General features: G+C 68.4%; 24 protein-coding genes and 1 tRNA gene. 10 read left to right on the top strand and 15 right to left on the bottom strand.

Going from position 1 to position 18934, the window contains the following annotated elements:
- Window positions 1–313: 313 nt before the first annotated feature.
- The 5 genes from MWN33_RS18675 to MWN33_RS18655 form a co-directional block, all read right to left on the bottom strand.
- Window positions 314–691 carry a Rha family transcriptional regulator gene (locus tag MWN33_RS18675; protein WP_247202568.1) on the bottom strand — a complete coding sequence of 126 codons (378 nt, stop codon included), beginning with the start codon at window positions 689–691 and terminating at the stop codon, window positions 314–316.
- A 14-nt stretch (window positions 692–705) separates the two neighbouring features.
- A complete protein-coding gene (locus MWN33_RS18670) occupies window positions 706–1392 on the bottom strand; it encodes a hypothetical protein (RefSeq protein ID WP_247202567.1) in 687 nt (228 codons plus the stop codon).
- A gap of 230 nt (window positions 1393–1622) precedes the next feature.
- Window positions 1623–1874, bottom strand: a complete 252-nt coding sequence (locus MWN33_RS18665) for a hypothetical protein (RefSeq protein WP_247202566.1) — start codon at window positions 1872–1874, stop codon at window positions 1623–1625.
- A 255-nt stretch (window positions 1875–2129) separates the two neighbouring features.
- A tRNA-Ser gene (locus MWN33_RS18660) sits at window positions 2130–2221 on the bottom strand.
- Between the two features lie 126 nt (window positions 2222–2347).
- A complete protein-coding gene (locus MWN33_RS18655; RefSeq protein ID WP_247202565.1) occupies window positions 2348–3061 on the bottom strand; it encodes a glutathione S-transferase N-terminal domain-containing protein in 714 nt (237 codons plus the stop codon).
- Between the two features lie 182 nt (window positions 3062–3243).
- Here MWN33_RS18655 and MWN33_RS18650 point away from each other — a divergent pair, with 182 nt between their 5' ends.
- Window positions 3244–3906: a hypothetical protein gene (locus MWN33_RS18650; RefSeq protein ID WP_247202564.1), complete on the top strand. Its 663-nt coding sequence runs from the start codon at window positions 3244–3246 to the stop codon at window positions 3904–3906.
- 26 nt (window positions 3907–3932) lie between these two features.
- Here MWN33_RS18650 and MWN33_RS18645 read toward each other — a convergent pair whose 3' ends face one another.
- Window positions 3933–4433, bottom strand: a complete 501-nt coding sequence (locus MWN33_RS18645) for a GNAT family N-acetyltransferase (protein WP_247202563.1) — start codon at window positions 4431–4433, stop codon at window positions 3933–3935.
- Complete coding sequence (gene gatB, locus MWN33_RS18640) at window positions 4430–5905, bottom strand: Asp-tRNA(Asn)/Glu-tRNA(Gln) amidotransferase subunit GatB (protein WP_425532028.1); 1476 nt, start codon at window positions 5903–5905, stop codon at window positions 4430–4432. Before gatB ends, MWN33_RS18645 begins: the two co-directional genes overlap by 4 nt.
- 148 nt (window positions 5906–6053) lie before the next feature.
- Between gatB and MWN33_RS18635 the strand changes: the two genes are divergently transcribed.
- Window positions 6054–6344 (top strand): DUF6455 family protein, encoded by a 291-nt coding sequence (locus tag MWN33_RS18635; protein ID WP_247202562.1) that lies wholly within the window; start codon window positions 6054–6056, stop codon window positions 6342–6344.
- A 160-nt stretch (window positions 6345–6504) separates the two neighbouring features.
- On the top strand, window positions 6505–7656 hold the full coding sequence (locus tag MWN33_RS18630) for a glycosyltransferase family 2 protein (protein ID WP_247202561.1): 1152 nt from the start codon (window positions 6505–6507) through the stop codon (window positions 7654–7656).
- A gap of 37 nt (window positions 7657–7693) precedes the next feature.
- Here the strand turns inward: MWN33_RS18630 and MWN33_RS18625 are convergent, their stop codons facing one another.
- The 5 genes from MWN33_RS18625 to MWN33_RS18605 form a co-directional block, all read right to left on the bottom strand.
- Window positions 7694–7990 carry a chorismate mutase gene (locus MWN33_RS18625; protein WP_247202560.1) on the bottom strand — a complete coding sequence of 99 codons (297 nt, stop codon included), beginning with the start codon at window positions 7988–7990 and terminating at the stop codon, window positions 7694–7696.
- Entirely contained in the window at window positions 7990–9471 is a 1482-nt protein-coding gene (gene gatA, locus MWN33_RS18620; protein ID WP_247202559.1) for an Asp-tRNA(Asn)/Glu-tRNA(Gln) amidotransferase subunit GatA, read from the bottom strand. The genes MWN33_RS18625 and gatA overlap by 1 nt, the downstream gene beginning before the upstream one ends.
- A 5-nt stretch (window positions 9472–9476) precedes the next feature.
- Entirely contained in the window at window positions 9477–9764 is a 288-nt protein-coding gene (gene gatC, locus MWN33_RS18615; protein WP_247202558.1) for an Asp-tRNA(Asn)/Glu-tRNA(Gln) amidotransferase subunit GatC, read from the bottom strand.
- A 114-nt stretch (window positions 9765–9878) separates the two neighbouring features.
- On the bottom strand, window positions 9879–10175 hold the full coding sequence (locus MWN33_RS18610) for a hypothetical protein (RefSeq protein ID WP_247202557.1): 297 nt from the start codon (window positions 10173–10175) through the stop codon (window positions 9879–9881).
- A gap of 42 nt (window positions 10176–10217) precedes the next feature.
- Window positions 10218–10595: a hypothetical protein gene (locus MWN33_RS18605; protein ID WP_247202556.1), complete on the bottom strand. Its 378-nt coding sequence runs from the start codon at window positions 10593–10595 to the stop codon at window positions 10218–10220.
- A gap of 109 nt (window positions 10596–10704) precedes the next feature.
- Between MWN33_RS18605 and MWN33_RS18600 the strand changes: the two genes are divergently transcribed.
- The gene (locus tag MWN33_RS18600) at window positions 10705–11607 is read left to right on the top strand and encodes a MarR family transcriptional regulator (RefSeq protein ID WP_247202555.1); all 903 of its coding nucleotides are present in this window, start codon (window positions 10705–10707) and stop codon (window positions 11605–11607) included.
- A 9-nt stretch (window positions 11608–11616) separates the two neighbouring features.
- Here the strand turns inward: MWN33_RS18600 and MWN33_RS18595 are convergent, their stop codons facing one another.
- On the bottom strand, window positions 11617–12318 hold the full coding sequence (locus tag MWN33_RS18595) for a metal-dependent hydrolase (RefSeq protein ID WP_247202554.1): 702 nt from the start codon (window positions 12316–12318) through the stop codon (window positions 11617–11619).
- Window positions 12319–12478: 160 nt separating this feature from the next.
- Here MWN33_RS18595 and ruvX point away from each other — a divergent pair, with 160 nt between their 5' ends.
- Entirely contained in the window at window positions 12479–12961 is a 483-nt protein-coding gene (ruvX, locus tag MWN33_RS18590) for a Holliday junction resolvase RuvX (RefSeq protein WP_247202553.1), read from the top strand.
- A 1-nt stretch (window position 12962) separates the two neighbouring features.
- Window positions 12963–13907: an AEC family transporter gene (locus MWN33_RS18585; RefSeq protein WP_247202552.1), complete on the top strand. Its 945-nt coding sequence runs from the start codon at window positions 12963–12965 to the stop codon at window positions 13905–13907.
- Between the two features lie 40 nt (window positions 13908–13947).
- Here MWN33_RS18585 and MWN33_RS18580 read toward each other — a convergent pair whose 3' ends face one another.
- Entirely contained in the window at window positions 13948–14337 is a 390-nt protein-coding gene (locus tag MWN33_RS18580) for a hypothetical protein (RefSeq protein ID WP_247202551.1), read from the bottom strand.
- A gap of 212 nt (window positions 14338–14549) precedes the next feature.
- Between MWN33_RS18580 and MWN33_RS18575 the strand changes: the two genes are divergently transcribed.
- The 4 genes from MWN33_RS18575 to dprA all read left to right on the top strand — a co-directional run bounded on the left by MWN33_RS18575 (window position 14550) and on the right by dprA (window position 18576).
- Window positions 14550–15503 carry an aspartate carbamoyltransferase catalytic subunit gene (locus tag MWN33_RS18575; RefSeq protein ID WP_247202550.1) on the top strand — a complete coding sequence of 318 codons (954 nt, stop codon included), beginning with the start codon at window positions 14550–14552 and terminating at the stop codon, window positions 15501–15503.
- Window positions 15496–16791, top strand: coding sequence for a dihydroorotase (locus MWN33_RS18570; protein WP_247202549.1), 1296 nt, complete (start codon window positions 15496–15498; stop codon window positions 16789–16791). Before MWN33_RS18575 ends, MWN33_RS18570 begins: the two co-directional genes overlap by 8 nt.
- Window positions 16792–16854: 63 nt before the next feature.
- Window positions 16855–17460: a glycerol-3-phosphate 1-O-acyltransferase PlsY gene (gene plsY, locus MWN33_RS18565; RefSeq protein ID WP_247202548.1), complete on the top strand. Its 606-nt coding sequence runs from the start codon at window positions 16855–16857 to the stop codon at window positions 17458–17460.
- A 3-nt stretch (window positions 17461–17463) separates the two neighbouring features.
- Window positions 17464–18576, top strand: a complete 1113-nt coding sequence (gene dprA / locus MWN33_RS18560; protein ID WP_247202547.1) for a DNA-processing protein DprA — start codon at window positions 17464–17466, stop codon at window positions 18574–18576.
- A gap of 24 nt (window positions 18577–18600) precedes the next feature.
- Here dprA and MWN33_RS18555 read toward each other — a convergent pair whose 3' ends face one another.
- Window positions 18601–18789 carry a hypothetical protein gene (locus MWN33_RS18555; protein WP_247202546.1) on the bottom strand — a complete coding sequence of 63 codons (189 nt, stop codon included), beginning with the start codon at window positions 18787–18789 and terminating at the stop codon, window positions 18601–18603.
- Window positions 18790–18934 lie beyond the last annotated feature (145 nt).

Genomic DNA, 18934 nt, shown 5'->3' with positions numbered 1-18934 from the left:
CAAGCGTCCGGCTATGTTGATGCAGTCGTCAGCTCAGAGGCCGGCCTTGATATCGCTGGAGCTGTAGTCGCGGCCAGTTTTGTTTTCCCTGCACCTCGACTTTCGCCTCCCGGCCCCGCGCCGCGCCCCTGCGAGTATGTTAGGGAAGGCCATGAGCAGGCCGTTACCGGGGCTTTCCAACTCGCTCTTCACATGCGCGTTGGCCGAGCGTTTTGGGACCCGTCTCAACGACATCCGCGTTTTCAGCTTTCCATCGGCCCAAATGAGATTTGGAGAAGCGACGGCGGCTTTCGCGCCACGGCCAACCAAATCCTCAGGACGAGGCGGTGCGGCGCGCGCTCAATCGCAGTGTCTCTCCGGGGTCCATGAAGTTCGGGAGCTGGGGAGCCTGAGGGGCCTTCAACTGCGCCTCCATGCGGTTGAACTCCTCGATGTAGCGGACCTTGAAGGCGAGTGCCGTCTTCCCGTTGAAGCCCATTGCGAGGAGCGTGAAGCCGTCGCGAGTCATCTCATAGGCGGGGAGAGTGCGGCCGGTGCTGTCCCGATATTCACTCAGCCGAAAATTCGGCTCAGTGCTCGGGGCCTCCGCTAACAACGCCTTGATGCTGTCGAGGACGTGCTTGTGCTGCTTCCCGAAGAACGCCGCAACGTCCCGGCTGGAGGCGTAGACGGTGCCGTTTCGGGCGTACACGGCGGGAGTGGAGGTCAGGGCAACGGCTCGGGTTTGCTAGTCGTCGCTGGGCAGCAATCGGCGATTTCCGGAAAATCGACCAAGCAAACCCTAGCAGCGTCAGCAACCCGTTCAAAATCCTCACCGTGATGAGACAGGCACAGATACCGATTACCCACGGGCGTCTCCGCGAACACGATATGCTCACCAGTAAGCCCCCCATCCCTATACTTTTCACGCCTATCCATGCGGGCGCTCAGCGAGCCAGTTACCAACGTCTCGACGATGAGTTTAAGGTCTTCTTGGGTGATGGGCTTACCCATGAAACCGTCTTTCCCGTACTTCTTCGCAAACTCGCGAAAAACAGGACCGGTGCCGTTACGCCCAAGCTCATTCAATATGTTCTGCGGAATAAAGCTGGCCTGAAAAAAATGCTTCTTCTGAAGACCTTCAAGCGGGCCGGACGTATAGTGAAAGGGCCCTTTGGTGGTGTCGGGGACCGGATGCCCCTCCAATACCCGGAGAGCCTCACACACCTCAGGCACACCGAAGAGGAACGCCCTATCCCCATCTCTGTATGGGATACCAGCAGCGTTGACGACAAGTTGGTTCCTCATTAGGCGGCTCACTTTGCCCGCCTTCAGAGACTGCTGGAGGAGCGCGTCAACGTAGGCGCAATCGTCAGGCAGGTCCTTATCGACACTTATCATGACGCTGGGCATTCTCTCACTCCCCCTCCACGAACCCGCCCGCGTGCCGCTGAAAGGCCACCGCATCGGCCCTGTCAGCAAAGCATATGAGCACCTCCCGCACACCCTGCCGCAAGCGGGTCACGCTCCGCAGCGCACGGGAACGATAGAACCCCGCGCCCCGCATATGGTCGTGGTTCACCTCCGCCTCGGGGAACACCACGCGCCACGGATGCGCCCTCAGAATCATGCCGGGACTCAGCTCACCCTTCCGGCGCATCCTTCGTCCACCGCGAAGGGCGCCCCCTCACATAGCCCCAAGACGCCTCCTTACGGGCCTCTTCAAGCGCCGCCTCTAGGAACTGCTGGCCTATCAGAAGGGCGCGTATGGCCGCCCTAGGGTCCCCTGAGCAGGCCGCTATCGCCTCGTCTATATCTTCCTCGGTGATGTCGAAGGCGGGCGCCTCGGGGGCGTCAGGCTGCTCTTCGGGGGCGGTCTCGGGTTTCGTCTGCATGGCCGTCTCTCCTCGTGCTCGGATCGAAGCATGAGAACAAAACGAGAACAAGCGTCGGTGTGGAAAACGGATAGAGCCCCGGCGACTCGTGCGCGAGATACTGAAACAGAGTCGCGACAGCACACCGCACTCAGTGGCGCCGCGCCCGGAGCCCAACGTGTGGGGTAAAATGTGTGGGGTAACGTGTGGGGTAACTCGGAATGGCGTAACCGCCAACGCGTTGATTTTACTTGCTTATTTCGCTTGAAAAATAGTTGGCGGAGACGGAGGGATTCGAACCCTCGAGACCCTTTTGGGGGTCTGCTCATTTAGCAAACGAGTGCCTTCAGCCTCTCGGCCACGTCTCCAGCCGGCTTCGTCGCGCCTTGCGGCGGCGGCGGTGTCAAGCCGGCGACCTGTCTAGGTTTCCGCCGCTCCCCGGTCAAGGCCGAATGCGCAGGCCTCCACCGCAGCCCGCGCCGCCCGGCGGCAAATCAGGTGCGGGCGCGCTGGCCGAACAGCACGGACTGCGCCTGCTTGTCTGTGGCGATGTCGATCTTGGCGCGGTCCTCGGCGTTCACCGCGAGGCCCCGCTTCACCGCCGGGCGCGCCAGCATGCGCTCCAGCCACGCCCCGAAATGGGGAAATTCCTTGATGTCCTGCCCCTGCCGCTCCCACAGCTTGGCCCAGCCCAGGCACGCGATGTCGGCGATGGAATAATCGCCGGCAAGGAAGGGGCGGTCGGCGAGGCGCCGGTTCATCACGCCGTAGAGCCGGTGCACCTCGTTGGTGTAGCGGTCGATGGCGTAGGGGATCTTCTCGGGAGCGTAGATGCGGAAATGGTGCGCCTGCCCGGCCATGGGCCCGAGGCCGGACATCTGCCAGAACAGCCACTGGTCGACCTCGACCCGGCCGCGCTCGTCGGGGGGATAGAACAGCCCGGTCTTGCGACCGAGATACTGAAGGATCGCGCCCGATTCGAAGATGGAGATCGGCGCGCCGCCCGGCCCTTCCGGATCGACGATGGCCGGCATCTTGTTGTTGGGCGAAAGGGCGAGGAACTCCGGCTTGAACTGGTCGCCGCGCCCGATATTGAGCGGGATCACCTCATAGGGCAGCCCGCATTCCTCCAGCATGATGGTGATCTTCCAGCCATTGGGCGTCGGCCAGAAATAAAGCTGGATCGGGTTCGTCTGGAGCTGGGCCATGAGCGCGAGCCTTCACGTCGCCCGGCGCGGGCGGGTTCCTCACCAGAACTAGAGCCGGCCCCGGCTGCTGGCAAGGTCGGCGTGATCCCCCGGAGTTGCACGCTCGCCTCACGGCGTCGAAGCGGCTAGATTCCCCCGTCGCCAGCGTACCCGGCGGCCGGAAACGGATGGAATAGCGACCCGTGAAGACGCTGCCCGCCCTCGTCCTCCTCGCCTGCGCCCTCGGCGCGGGCCCGGCCCTCGCCCAGTCGGCCTCGGCACCCTCGCCGGCCAAGATCTGCGCCGACCGCTGGAACGAGATGAAGGCGAAGAACCAGACCGGCGACCAGACCTATCGCGACTTCGCCAAGGAATGCCTGGCGCAAGCCGAGGCGAAGAAGGAGCCGGCGGACGCCAGGCCCGCCGAGACGCCGGCCCGGCGCGGGACGCCGGCGACCGGCTCCGCAGCCGTAGCGGCGCAGCCCTCGATCAAGCAGTGCGCCGATCTGTGGAACGAGATGAAGACGAAGAACCAGACCGGCAACCAGACCTATCGCGACTTCGCCAAACAGTGCCTTGCCGGTACGGGCGCCGAGCCGGAGCCGGAGACCCCCGCAAAGGACGCAGCCAAGGAAACACCGAAGGAGGCCGCGCCGAAGGAAGCGGCGCCGAAGCCGCGCACCTCGGTGCCCTCGGTCGCCGCGCGGCCGACGCCCGAGCCCGGCCCCTCGCTCGCCAAGCAGCCCGACGAGAATGATCGCGAGGCGGTGAACCGCTGCAACGCCGAGTGGGGGGACTACAAGACCCGCCACAACCTCTCCGGCGCAAAAGCGTGGCACGTGTTCATGGCGCGCTGCCTGCCCTGAGGCCGCCGCCCCCGGGGCGACGCGCCTTAGCCGTGCGCGGCGAGGTCGATCTTGAATCCGTCGAGCCGCTTCTCGAAACCGGCCTTCTCGTAGAAGCGATGCGCGTCGAAGCGCAGCTTGTTGGAGGCGAGCTGCAGCGAGCCGGCGCCGCGCCGGCGCGCCTCGGCGATGGCGAACTCCATCATCGCGCTACCGACGCCCTTGCCGCGCACATCCGGGTCCACCTGCACCGCCTCGGCATGGGCGAGCAGCGCGCCGTGGCGCAGCAGCGCATGGAACAGGATGAGCTGGAAGGTGCCGACCACCCGCCCCTCCAGCCGCGCGACATAAAGCGTGCAGCGCGGATCGGCGGCGATGGCGTCGAAGGCCCGCTCATAGTCGGCATAGTCGGCGGGATCGGCGCTGTCGCGCACGCCGAACATCGTTTCGCGGGCGAGGATGGAGACGATGGCGGGCAAGTCCTCCCGACGCGCCTCCTCGACCGTGACCGCGCCTTGCGCCGGCGCGGGGGATGCGCCGGGGCTCATATGCCGAGCTTGCCCTTCAGGAGGTCGTTCACCGCCTGCGGGTTGGCCTTGCCGCCGGTCTGCTTCATCACCTGGCCGACGAACCAGCCGAGCATGGTGGGCTTGGCCTGAACCTGCGCCACCTTGTCGGGGTTCGCGGCGATGATCGCGTCGACCGCCGCCTCGATGGCGCCGGTGTCCGTGACCTGCTTCATCCCGCGCTCTTCCACCAGCGCCCGCGGATCGCCCCCCTCGGTGAAGACGATCTCGAACAGGTCCTTGGCGATCTTGCCGGAGATGGTGCCGTCGGCGATCAGGTCGACAATGGCGCCGATCTGCGCCGCCGAGACCGGCGAAGAGGCAATGTCGCGGCCTTCCTTGTTCAGCCGGCCGAACAGCTCGTTGATGACGAAGTTCGCCGCCGCCTTGGCGTCGCGCCCGCGGGCGACCTCCTCGTAATAAGCGGCCGTCTCCTTCTCGGCGACCAGCACGTCGGCGTCGTAGGCGGAGAGGCCGTAATCGGCGACGAAGCGGGCCTTCTTCTCGTCCGGCAGTTCCGGGAGATGCGCGGCGAGCCCGGCGACGAAGGCGTCGTCGAATTCGAGCGGCAGCAGGTCCGGGTCGGGGAAGTAGCGGTAGTCGTGCGCCTCTTCCTTCGAGCGCATGGAACGCGTCTCGCCCCGGTTCGGGTCGAACAGGCGGGTTTCCTGGTCGATGGTGCCGCCATCCTCGATGATGCCGATCTGCCGGCGCGCCTCGGTCTCGATGGCCTGGCCGATGAAGCGGATGGAGTTGACGTTCTTGATCTCGCAGCGTGTGCCGAAATCCTCGCCCGGCTTGCGCACGGAGACGTTCACGTCGGCGCGCAGGCTGCCCTTCTCCATGTCGCCGTCGCAGGTGCCGAGATAGCGCAGGATGGTGCGCAGCTTGGTCACATAGGCCTTGGCCTCTTCCGAGGAGCGAAGGTCCGGCTTGGAGACGATCTCCATCAGCGCCACGCCCGAGCGGTTGAGGTCGACGAGCGACAGGGTCGGGTGCTGGTCGTGGATCGACTTGCCCGCATCCTGCTCCAGATGCAGCCGCTCGATGCCGACCTCGATCTGCCCGTCCGCCGTGTCCACCAGCACCACGCCCTCGCCAACGATGGGGCTCTTGTACTGGCTGATCTGGTAGCCCTGCGGCAGGTCCGGGTAGAAGTAGTTCTTGCGGTCGAACACCGAGCGGTTGTTGATCTGCGCCTTCAGGCCGAGGCCGGTGCGCACCGCCTGCTTCACGCATTCCTCGTTGATCACGGGGAGCATACCCGGCATCGCGGCGTCGACCAGCGAGACGTGGCTGTTCGGCTCGCCGCCGAACTCGGTCGAGGCGCCGGAGAACAGCTTGGAGTTCGACGTCACCTGGGCATGGATCTCCATGCCGATGACCACCTCCCAGTCGCCGGTCGCGCCCTTGATGAGCTTCTTGGGGTCGGCGGGGCGGGCGTGCATGTTCATGGATCGGGCCTGCTGTTGTCCGTGATCGCCCCGTTCCCTACTCCGCGCCGCCCGCTTCGACAACTCTCGGCGCGCCGGTTGCGCCATATCAATGCCGCGCCGGATCGCTGGCGGCATCCTCGCGCATTGGTGGAGAGGAGCGCCTGCCATGCGAGCGACCGCCCTGCACGTGGACACGATAGAGGAACGCCTTTGCCAGTTTCGCGCCATGTCGGACCATGCGGGCGTCGACCTGCTGGCGATGGCGGCGGGCCGGGAAGACGAACTGCGCGCGGCCGCCCAGCTTTGCCTCGGTTGCCGTGCCGGTGAGGAATGCCGGGAATGGCTCGGCGCCGTCGAGCCGGAGGCCCCGCCTCCCGGCTTCTGCCGCAACGCCGACACGCTGGGCGAATGGGCCGTCCAGCTTTCGGCCGTAGATGACGGCATGCAGGACGACTGAACGGGGCCGGATCCGGAGGCGGTCAGTCGATCCGGGATGAGGCTTGTAGCGCGGGTTAAGGCCTGCAGCTTAGGCCGGGCGGCGGCGCGGCAGCTTGTCTTGGTTTGCCGGCCATGCGAAAAGCGTGCCTCCGAGCCGATTGAACGCCCCACGGACATTCATGCGCATCGCTTCCGTTTCGCTCGTCAAGAACGAGGCCGACATCCTTGAGTGCTTCGTGAGGCATAATATTGCCTTCGTCGACAAGATGTTCATCATCGACGACCGCTCGTCGGACAACACGCCGAAGATACTCGAACTACTCAAGGCCGAATTTCCGAACCTCGAAGTCGTCGATGACAACTGGAGCGGCGGGTTCTTTCAGGGGCCGCGCACCACCCAGCTCATGCAGCACGCGCTGCGCGAGGAAGCGTGGGACATCGTCACCGCGCTCGACGCCGACGAGTTCATCTGCGCGCAAAGCCGCGAGGAATACGAGGAAGACCTGCGCGCCATCCCGGACGGCATGGCGGGTGGCTATTTCGAAATCTGCTACGTCCTCAGCGCCGATGACGACCCTGCGCAGGTCGACCCGCTCAAGCGCCTGCACACCCATATCGAGCGCAATGTGCGCGGCGCCTTCAAGGCGCTGGTGACGAAGCAATTGTGCCAGCACGGCGAAGTCGTCTACGACAACGGCAATCACGGCGTACGCATCGACGGCAGCCCCATCTCGGTCTGGCCGCTGCCGCGCGTGCGTCTGGCGCATTTCCCGATCCGCTCGCTGGAACACGCCATCCTCAAGTCGCTGACGCATTACGTCACCTGGAAGAGCTGCCACAGCTACCTGCCGGGCATCGCCTCCCATCTCGTGCGCAGCGTCGACATATTGAAGAACGAGACCAGCTTCACCGTGCAGCAGCGCGAGGAGCTGATCTCGATCTACCTGCCGGAGCTGGAGAAGCGCGTGCGTGTCGAGCGCCCCTTCGTCGAACGGCGCGGCGAGATGAAATGGCCGGAGCTCGCCCGGCAGCACCCCTTCGCCCAGCTCACCGCCCTGTTCGATGACCTGATCGAGCGCGCCGCCGTCGGCGACCGGCTGATTCTCGCAGGCGGCGACGAGACCTCGGATGCCGGGCGCCTGCGCGCGCTGGTCGAGGAGCGCAACGCGATGGAAAAGGAGCTGACACGCTTCAACAAGTCGACGTCGAAGCTCCTGACGACCTTCGCCAAGGTCACGCGGCAGAAGCTCGCGCGCAGCCTGCGCAAGCGACATCTCGACACGCTGGCCTATCTCAGCCGCTGGCGCTCGCCTCCCGGCAAGCGCGACTGAGCCGTAGCGCCCTGCCCCTACGCAGCGGCGGCCTGCCTCAGCCCAGCCGCTCGTTCTCGTAGTCGATCACCCACTCGATCAGCACGCGCCAGAGCTTCTCGACGAGCTCCGGCGGCAGGCCCTTGGTCTCGGCGCGGGCGCTGACCTTCTCGATTACGTCCTCGACCCGCTCCGGCAGGAAGGCGGCGAGGCCCTCCGCCTTCTTCACCGCCACGACATGCTTCACGACCTCGAAGCGGCGGGCGAGCAGCTCGACCATCTGGGCGTCGAGGACGTCGATCTCCGCCCGGAAGGGCGCGAGGGCGCTCTCATTGTCGGGCAGGATACGTCCCATCACAGCCACCATTTGTCCGGCACGGTGAGGCGGCCGGCGGCCTCCTCGATCACCTGGCCGAGCGCGAACAGCTCCTGCTCGGCGAAGGGCTTTCCGATGAGCTGGAGGCCGAGCGGCAACCCTTCGGCCGACAGCCCCGCCGGCACCGAGATGCCCGGCAGGCCGGCCATGTTCAGCGTCACGGTGAACACGTCCTGCAGATACATCTCCACCGGATCGGCGCCCGACTTCTCGCCAATGCCGAAGGCCGATGACGGAGTGGCGGGCGCCAGAACGGCGTCGATACCTTCGGCGAAGGCGTTCTCGAAGTCGCGCTTGATCAGCGTGCGCACCTTCTGCGCCTTCAGGTAATAGGCGTCGTAATAGCCGGCGGAGAGCACATAGGTGCCGATCATGATGCGCCGGCGCACCTCGTCGCCAAAGCCGGCGGCGCGGGTCTTCTCGTAGAGCTCCACGATGTCGCGGCCGGGCACGCGCTCGCCATAGCGCACGCCATCATAGCGGGCGAGGTTCGAAGAGGCCTCGGCGAGCGCCACGATGTAATAGGCCGGCAGCGCGTATTTGGTGTGCGGCAGGCTGATCTCGACGACCTCCGCCCCCGCGTCGCGCAGCATGTCGGCGCCCTTGTCCCATAGCGCGGCGATCTCGGGCGACATGCCGTCGACGCGGTACTCCTTTGGGATGCCGATGCGCTTGCCGCGCACGGAGGCGCCGCAATGCGCCTCGTAATCCGGCACCGGCAGGTTGGCGCTCGTCGAATCCTTCGGGTCATGCCCCGCCATGGCGCGCAGCAGCAGCGCCGCGTCGTTCACCGAGCGGGCGATCGGCCCGGCCTGGTCGAGCGAGGAGGCGTAAGCGATGATGCCCCAGCGCGAGCAGCGCCCATAGGTCGGCTTGATCCCGACCGTGCCGGTGAAGGCCGCTGGCTGGCGGATCGAGCCGCCGGTGTCGGTGCCCGCCGCGCCCGCGCAGATATGCGCGGCCACCGCCGCCGCCGAGCCGCCGGACGAGCCGCCCGGCACCAACGGCTGCGAGGAGCCGTTGCGCCGCCACGGATTGACGGTGGGGCCGAAGGCACTGGACTCGGTGGAGGAGCCCATGGCGAACTCGTCCTGGTTCAGCTTGCCCAGGAACACCGCGCCGGCGCGCCACAGATTGCCGGTGACGGTCGATTCATAGGGCGGGATGAAGTTGCCGAGGATCTTCGAACCGGCGGTGGTCCGCACGCCCTCCACCGCGTAATTGTCCTTGATGCCGAGCGGGACACCCTCCAGCGGCCCCGCCTCGCCTTTCGCGATCCGCGCATCGCTGGCGGCGGCCATCTCCAGCGCCTTTTCGGGCGTGGTCAGCACATAGGCGTTGAGGTCGCCGGCCGGCTCGATGGCGTCGAGATAGGCCCGCGTCAGCTCGGTGGCGGTGAAGTTGCCCTGCGCCAGCCCCTCGCGGGCGGCGGCGATGGTGAGGGAGGTCAGCTCGCTCATGAGGCTCACTCCACCACTTTCGGCACGGCGAAGAAGCCGTCCTCGCCGGCCGGCGCATTGGCCAGCACGCGCTCAGGGTAGAAGCCGTCGTTCACGACGTCCGCGCGCAGCGGAAGCTTCATGGGGATGACGCTGGTCATCGGCTCGACGCCGGTGGTGTCCACCTCGCCGAGCTCATCCACGAAGGCGAGAATGGCATTGAGCTCGCCCTGCAGATGGGCCACCTCGTCCTCCGTCACGGCGATGCGCGACAGATGCGCCACTCGCCGGACCGTCGCCTGATCGACCGACATCCGAAATCCCAGTTCACTTGAAAACCGATGCGCGCCGTATAGCAGGCGGGCACCGCGCCCCGCAACGCGCGGCGCCCGGCATCGGCGGGATTCGGATGTCGGTCGAGCCGGCGCTCAGGAGCGCGCCTGCTCCAGGCACTGCCCCGCCGCTTCGGCATTGGCGCGGGCATTGCCGCGGTCGATCTGGCCCGACATGACGAGCGAACGGGCGGTGTCGGTGACGAGGGTGCGCAGATCGCCGCTGTTGCCGGCCGCGATCACGCCGGAATAGATCGCCTTGCCATCCGGCGTCAGCGAGGCCGCGCAGGCCTTGCCGGCCGCCTGGTCGGCGAAGGCGGCCGGCGCGGCGAGAAGCGCGCCGCCGACAATGGTGGCAGCGAGCGCGCGGCGGGCGAGAATATGGGTGGGCATGGGATACTCCGTGTCAGATATGTTCAGCGCAGGCCGGTTTCCCTAGCGCAGGCCCGGGCGGTTCACCGGACCGCCGCCATTCACGCCGGGACCGGGACGGGCGACGGCGCGGGTCGCCGGCGTGCCCGCGACACCGACGCCGGGAGCCCCGACACCGGGCGCACCCACGCCGCCGACGCAGCCGACGGGATAGCCCGGTCGCGTGCAGTAGACCGCCGCACGGGCGGCCGGCGCCGGCGCGACATAGGGGGTGGGACGCACGACACAGCCGACCGGCACTCCGGGGCCCGTGCAATAGACGACCGCGGCATGCGCCGTGCCGCCGGCGCCGAGGCCTATCGCCACGAGAAACAGGGCTGCCGCGCCCGCCGCTGCAAGATACGGTGCGCGGAAACGATTCTGTGAACGCAGTCCGTTCATGTGTTTCTCCGTTGACGTCTCCTAGGGGAAACAGCGGGACTGTCGGACTTCCCCGAGGTGACGGCAATGCCGATTATTGGTCACAATGCCGGCAGGTGAGGAGCGGCACATGGCGGCGTCGGAAATCAGGGCAGCGTCCGGCCGCCACATATATGGCTATGAGGTGCTGATGCCCGCCGAGGTCGAGGAGCGCCGCCGCCTGCGCGCGCGGCCGGATTTTCCCTGGATCGCCCGGCAGGCGGCCATCCACCTTGCCACCGCCTATCGCGGTAATTTCCTGCTCACCCGCGTCTTGAACGACCGCGGCCGGCTCACCCTCGCGCTGCTGATGCTGCAGATGCATTTCGAGCCCGCCGGGGCGCCGGGGCTGACGGTCGGCCGGCTGAAGGCCGAGGCGGTGGCACTGGACATCTGCAGCCCCGGCCGTGTCGGCGCGATCCTCGCCGCCTTCCGCCTGCTCGGCCTGTTGGCCCCGGCGCCGGATGCCGACCGCCGCCGCCGGCGCCTCATCGTCACCGGGCGGCTGCTGGACGTTCATCGCGAACGTTGGCGCGTAATGCTGAAGACGCTGTCGCTGGTGATGCCGGAAGGCGAGGCCGGGCTGGCGCGGCTCGATGACGACGCGTTCCTCGGCCCCTTCGTCGACGCGCTGCTCGAACCGCTGCGGCGCGGCTGGCGACCCGTCTATGACATTCCCGAGCTGGCGCTGTTCGTCGACCGCGACGGCGGGCTGATGATCGCCTTCGGCCTGTTCGGCACGGCGCCGACCGGCGCGCCGGCGACGGTCGCTGGGCTCGCCCGCGCCTATCGCGTCTCGCGCTCGCATGTCGTGGACATCGTGCAGAAGGCCACCGAGGCGGGGCTGGTCCGCCGCCTCGACCCGCAGGCGGACGGACGCAGCGGTGTCGTCGCCGAGCCGGCGCTCATCGACGCCATGGAGCGCCTGATCGCCACGGCGCTCGCCCGGCAGGCCAGCGCCGTGCGCCACGCACTCAAGGCCGTGGGCGGCTGAGACGCTCCCTTAGCGCGCCAGCTCCAGCGGCACGCCGTTCTCGGGCACCACCACCGTCGCCTCTTCGCCGACCATCGTCACGAAACGGTCCGCGCTCGGCTCCAGCAGGCCGAAGGAGGCGTAGTGGGCTGGAATGACGGTGAGCCCGCCGAGATAGCGCGACACCGCGAGCGCCGCTGTCTCGGGGCCCATGGTAAAGCGGTCGCCGATCGGCACGATCACCACGTCCGGCTTGTGGATCTCGGCGATCAGCGCCATGTCGGAGAAGATATCGGTATCGCCCATGTGCCAGACGGTCGGCTCGCCGGGTGCCTTCACGATCAGCCCGTTGGCGTTGCCGAGATAGACCGTGGCGCCGTCGCGCACCATTCCCGAGGAATGGTCGGCCCGCACCATGCTCACCGAAAAGCCGTCGAGATGGATGGTGCCGCCGGCGTTCATCATCTCCAGCGATTCGACCCCCTGCGTGCCGAGCCAGCTCGCCAGATCCGCATTGGCGACGACGGTCGCGGCGTTCGCCTTGGCGATGGCCACCGTGTCGCCGACATGGTCGCCATGGCCGTGGGTGAGCAGCACGTGGCGGACGCCCGCGCTGGCGGTGGCGACATCGCTCTTGAAAGAGGGATTGCCGGAGAAGAACGGGTCGATCAGCACCGCCTTGTCCGCGAAATCCAGCCGGAACGCGGCGTGGCCAAACCAGGTGATCTTCATCGCCATCTCTCCCTCGGGCGTCAGAACTGCGCGGGCAAGATAGTGCGTGCCGGCCGTGACTCAAGCGCGACGGCGGCCGAAGCGTCGCCGTGCCGGTTTCGCCCCGCCCCTGCGGCATCGCGATGGCGCCCGCGCCGGCGCCGTGCTAGGCGCTGCCATCATGCCCGCCGCCATCCTCACCGTCGCCGACGCCGCCCCCCTCCTGCCCGCGCGCGGAGGCCTGATCGGGCTCGACCTCGGCACCAAGACCATCGGGGTGGCGAGCTGTGACCCCGAGCGGCGGCTCGCCACGCCGGTCGAGACCATCGCACGCAAGCAGTTCACCCCGGACGCGCAGCGCATCCTCGCCCTCGCGCAGGCACGCGGCGCCGCCGGCTTCGTGCTCGGCCTGCCGGTCAACATGGACGGCAGCGAAGGCCCGCGCGCGCAGTCCTCGCGCGCATTCGCCCGCAACTTCGCCAAGCTCACCGAGCTGCCGATCATCCTGTGGGACGAGCGCCTCTCCACCGCCGCAGTGGAACGCGAGATGATCGCCACCGACATGAGCCGGGCGCGCCGCGCCGAGGTCGTGGACCAGCAGGCCGCCACCTTCATCCTGCAGGGCGCGCTCGACCGGCTGCGTTTCCTCGCCGGGGACCGCTGACATGCACGCCGTGCTCGGCGCACTGGTGCCGGTGTTCCTCGTCATCGCGCTCGGCGCTGTGCTCAAGCGCGGCCTGCTGCCCGAGGCCTCGCACTGGATCGCGCTGGAGCGGCTCACCTATTTCGTGCTGTTCCCGGCGCTGCTGATCGTCAGCATCTCGCGCGCCGAGCTCGGCGAGGTGGCGGTGGTCGAGGTCTCCGCCGCCCTGCTGGGCTCGATCTTCATCGTCGGCGCCGCGCTCACGCTGGCCCGGCCTGCGATCTGCCGTGCCTTCGCGCTGGCCGGGCCGAGCTATACCTCGCTGTTCCAGGGCGCGCTGCGCTGGAACACCTATATCGCGCTCGCTGTCTCCGGCACGCTGGCGGGCACCAAAGGGCTCGCCGTGGCGGCGGTCGGCCTCGCGGTGATGATCCCCGTGCTCAACACGCTCAGCGTCATCGTGCTCGCCCGCCACGGCGAAAACGCCGGCACCAGCAACCGCCTGCTGCTGCTCCAACTGGTGCGCAACCCGTTCATCTGGTCCTGCGCCGCGGGCGCGCTGATCAACGCCTTCGACGTGCCGATCCCGCCGGTCATCGTCACTTTCGGCGACATACTCGGGCGCGCCTCGCTGGCGCTCGGGCTGCTGGTGGTGGGGGCCGGCCTGCGGCTGGAGGATCTGCGCCGGCCACGCGCGGCGACGTGGTTCGCCAGCGCGGTCAAGCTGCTCTTCATGCCGACGCTGGCGGTCGGCATCGGGCTGATGCTGGGATTGCGGGAAGTCGAGCTTCTGGTGGTGGCGGTCGGCGCGTCCGTGCCCTCGGCGCCGAACGGCTACGTGCTGGCCCGCCAGATGGGCGGGGACGCGCCGTTGCTGGCGGAAATGCTGACCGTGCAGACCCTTCTGGCGGCGCTGACCATGCCGGCGGTGATCGCGGTGGTCAGCTTCATCTGGCACGCCTCGTAGACGGAACGGGCGACGGGATCTCTCCCGCCGCCCGCCTTCGTCAGCAGCGGCCCCAGTAACCGGTGCCGCGATAGGGATTGGTTTCGATCCAGCAGCGGCCATAGCGGGGGCCGGGGCTGCTGCGGTAATAGACCGGGCCATAGCCGTCGCCGCGCCCATACCCGTCATCGTAGTAGCGCTGGCGCTGCGCCGAATTGGCGATGGCGGCGCCCGCCACGACACCGGCGGCGACGCCGATGCCGATCTTGCAGCCGTCATTGCAGCGCACCTTCTCGACCGGCGAGGCCGCCGACGAGAGACCGCTGGAGGCCGCGCCGACGCCGGACGCCGGGAAGGCCGAGGCGGGGATGGCCGAGAAGGCGGTCAGCGCCGCCGCGATGCCGAGGACCGCGATCCGGCCGCGGCTGGGCTTCATCTGAATCGTCGTCATCTCTAGTGCTCCAGATCGCGCCCCGCGAGGGGGACATGTGCCGCGACAACGCCACGTCGCTGCGTAAGGTTCCGGCACCTATGCACCGCCTCCGGTGCGCGCATTCGGGCCCGGTGCGAGGGGCAGCGGCGACGAACAGGGGGAAAGAGCGTCCGGGACGCGTCTGCGCGCTTGCGGCGGAGGGCGGGTGCGTCTATCCAGCCGACTTCGATATGACATCGAACCCGACCGCCAGTTTCACCCTCCAGCGCCGGCATCTGCTCGGCATCGAGGGCCTGTCGCCCGACGAGATCGTCGGCCTTCTCGACCTCGCCGAAGAGTTCGTCGTTCTCAACCGCCAGGTAGAGAAGAAACGGGCGACTTTGCGCGGCCGCACCCAGATCAACCTGTTCTTCGAAGCGTCGACCCGCACCCAGTCCTCCTTCGAGCTGGCCGGCAAGCGCCTCGGCGCCGACGTCATGAACATGTCGGTCGGCAATTCCTCGGTGAAGAAGGGCGAGACGCTCATCGACACCGCGGCGACGCTCAACGCCATGCACCCGGACGTGCTGATCGTGCGCCACAGCGCCTCCGGCGCCGCCGAACTGCTCGCCCGCAAGGTCGACTGCTCGGTGGTCAATGCCGGCGACGGCGCCCATGAGCACCCCACGCAGGCCCTGCTCGACGCGCTGACCATCCGCCGCAACAAGGGGCGCATACAGGGCCTGACCGTCGCCATCTGCGGCGACATCACCCATTCGCGGGTCGCCCGCTCGAACATCCTGCTGCTGCAGGCGCTCGGGGCGCAGGTGCGCGTCGTCGCCCCGCCGACCCTGCTGCCGAGCGGCATCGAGCACTTCGGCGTCGCGGTGCATCACGACATGCGCAGCGGCCTCGCGGACGTCGACATCGTGATGATGCTGCGCCTCCAGCGCGAGCGCATGAACGGCTCCTATGTCCCTTCGGTGAAAGAATATTTCCACTTCTGGGGGCTCGACGAGGCCAAGCTGCGCTACGCGAAACCCGATGCGCTGGTGATGCATCCCGGCCCGATGAACCGGGGCGTCGAGATCGATTCGGCGGTCGCCGACGGCGCCCAGTCCCTCATCCGCGAGCAGGTCGAGATGGGCGTCGCCGTCCGCATGGCCGTGCTGGACGCGCTGTCGCGGAACCTGCCCAATGCGTGAGGCTCACCCCACCCTGCTCTCCGGCGCGCGCATCCTCGATCCCTCGCGCGATATCGACACACGCGGCGACATCCTGATCGCCGACGGCGTGATCAAGGACATCGCCGCGAACCTGTCCGCCGGCCTGCCGGCGGATACCGAGATCGTCGACTGCCGCCATCTCGTAGCGGTGCCCGGCCTCGTCGACATGCGCGCCTTCATCGGCGAGCCGGGCGCCGAGCACCGCGAGACGCTGGCCTCGGCCAGCCAGGCGGCGGCGGCGGGCGGCGTCACCACCATCGTCTGCCAGCCCGACACCGATCCCGTCATCGACGACCCCGCCATCGTCGACTTCGTGCTGCGCCGCGCGCGCGACACCGCCATCGTCAACGTCCATCCCATGGCCGCGCTCACCAAGGGGCTGGAAGGCCGCGAGATGACGCAGATCGGCCTGCTGACGGAGGCAGGCGCGGTCGCCTTCACCGACGGCACGCGCTCGGTCGCCTCGGCGCAGGTGCTGCGCCGCGCGCTGACCTATGGCCGCGATTTCGGCGCGCTGATTGTCCACCACACGCAAGATGCCAGTCTCGCCGGCGAGGGCGTGATGAACGAGGGCGAACTCGCCGCCCGCCTCGGCCTCGCCGGAGTGCCCAAGGCGGCGGAGACCATCGTGCTGGAGCGCGATGTGAGACTCACCTCGATCACCGGCGGACGCTACCACGCGGCCTCGCTCACCTGCGCGGAATCGCTCGACGTCCTGCGCCGCGCCAAGGAGGCGGGGCTTCCCGTCACCGCCTCGGCTTCGATCAACCACCTCACGCTGAACGAGCGCGACGTGGTCGGCTACCGCACCTTCTTCAAGCTCACCCCGCCTCTGCGCGGCGAGGATGACCGCAACGCGCTGGTCGCGGCGGTCGCGGAGGGGCTGATCGACGTCATCGTCTCCGACCACGACCCGCAGGACGTCGACGTCAAGCGCCTGCCCTTCTCAGAGGCGGCCTTCGGCGCCATCGGGCTGGAGACCATGCTGGCCGCCGGCCTGCGTCTCGTGAACGACGGCGCGCTCGACCTCGCCACGCTCATCCGCGCCACCTCGACGCGGCCCGCCGAGCTGCTCGGCCTGCCCGGCGGCACGCTGCGCCCCGGCAGCCGCGCCGACATCGCGCTGATCGCGCTCGACGAGGCGTGGCTGCTGGACGCCGCCACCCTCAAGTCGCGCTCGCGCAACACCCCGTTCGACGAGGCCCGCTTCGAGGGCCGCGTGGTGCGCACGCTGGTGGGCGGACGCACGGTATATGAATACGTGTGAGATCATGGCCGCCGGCGCCCGCCGACGGCTGTGCTTTCGCCGCAAAGCCGGTAACATCCCCGCATGAGCTGGTCCCTGCCCCCGCTGTCGAGCTATTTCGCGCTGATCCTCGGCTATGCGCTGGGCTCGATCCCGTTCGGCCTGCTCATCACGCGCTGGGCCGGCACGCAGGACATACGCTCCATCGGCTCGGGCAATATCGGCGCCACCAACGTGCTGCGCACCGGCCGCAAGGGCCTTGCCGCCGCCACCCTGCTGGGCGACGCGCTCAAGGGCACGGTGGCGGTGCTGCTGGCCGGCTGGCTGATCGGCGCCAATGGCGCGCTGCCGGCGGCCCTCGGCGCCTTTCTCGGCCATCTCTTCCCGGTCTGGCTCGGCTTCCGGGGCGGCAAGGGCGTCGCCACTTTCCTTGGGGTGACGCTGGCGCTTGCGTGGCAGGCGGCGCTGGTCTTCGCCGCCGCCTGGCTCACCGTCGCCTTCGTCAGCCGCTATTCCTCGCTCGCCGCGCTGGTGGCAAGCGCGCTCACCGCGCTGGCGGCCTTCCTGCTTTCCAGTCCGCAGACGGGGCTTCTGCTCCTCATCCTCGCCGTTCTGCTTTGGGTCATGCACCGTGCCAATATCGCGCGGCTCCTCGCCGGCACCGAGGGCCGCATCGGCAAGAAGGGATAAGGCTTGAGCTCACGCGGCGTCCATCTCGATCCGGGACAGCGCCGCGACTGGCTCCGCCTGATCCGCACCGAGAATGTCGGCCCGCGCGCCTTCCGCAGCCTGATCAACCGCTTCGGCGGCGCGGCCGCCGCGCTCGACGCCCTGCCGGCGCTGGCCCGGCGCGGGGGCGGATTGCTGCCCCCGCGCATTCCCTCCATCACCGAGGCCGATGCGGAAATCGCTGCCCTCGCCCGCCTCGGCGGCAGGCTGGTGGCGCTCGGCGAGCCGGAATACCCGCCCTTCCTGCGCGAGATCGACGACGCCCCGCCTCTCCTCGCCGTACGCGGGCGGCTCGACCTGCTGACGCGGCCGGGCGTCGCCATCGTCGGCTCGCGCAACGCCTCAGGTGCCGGACGTACCATGACGGCGCGCATCGCCCGTGGCGTCGGTGCGGCCGGCTGGGTGGTGGCCTCGGGGCTGGCGCGCGGCATCGACGCGGTCGCCCATGAAGCGAGCCTGCCGACGGGGACCATCGCCGTGATCGCCGGCGGCCACGACCGGCCCTATCCACGCGAGAACGAGGTGCTGATGGAGCGCATCGCCGCCGAGGGCGCTGTTCTCTCCGAGATGCCGATGGGCTGGGAGCCGCGCGCCCGCGACTTCCCCCGCCGCAACCGGCTGGTCTCCGGCCTGTCGCTCGGCGTCGTGGTGGTGGAGGCGGCCGAGCGCTCCGGCTCGCTGATCACCGCCCGCCTTGCCGGCGAGCAGGGACGCGAGGTGCTGGCGGTGCCGGGCTCGCCGCTCGACCCGCGCGCCAGCGGCACCAACGGGCTGATCCGGCAAGGCGCGACGCTCGTCACCTGCGCCGAGGACGTGCTGGAGGCGCTCGACCCGCTGCGCGGCCGGCCCCCGCCCCTGCTCGTCGAGGAAGAGGACGCCGTGATGCCGGTGCATGAGCCGGACGAGGACGTGCGCTCGCGGGTGCTCGCGCTCCTCGGGCCGGTGCCGATGGCGGCCGACGAGATGGTCGCAATGTCCGGCGCCACGGCGAGCGAGGTGCAGATCCTCCTGCTGGAACTCGAACTTGCCGGGCGGCTGGAACGCCACGTCAACGGCACGGTGTCGCTGCGGCTGTGAGGGCCGACGCTGCACCCCGGCGGTTCACGCCTCGTCGGGAGGCGCGGCAGGGGCGTGCATCGCCATGCGGGCTTCGTCGCGCGCCATTTCGAGAATATAGCGCAGCACGTCGAGCCTCTGCGCGCCGGCGAGTACGGCCAGCTCGTGCGCCAGGGCAGCGATGTACTCCGCCGCATCGCGCGGCTCGTGGGACTCGCGTTCGGTGTCTGTCACGGGGTGCAGCGGGGTTCGGACAAGGAGTGGCGCGAAGGGTAGCATAAGATTCGCCCAGCAGGCGACCTTTGCGTGCAAATGATATTATTGTATACTCTTGATTGCATTTTGCCTTGTGGCCGCCCGCCGCTGCCGGGAGGCTGGA

It is taken from the genome of Ancylobacter koreensis (assembly GCF_023016525.1).
Lineage (GTDB): Bacteria > Pseudomonadota > Alphaproteobacteria > Rhizobiales > Xanthobacteraceae > Ancylobacter > Ancylobacter koreensis.
Note: the sequence above shows the minus strand (reverse complement) of the source record. Positions and strands in the feature narration are given on the sequence as shown.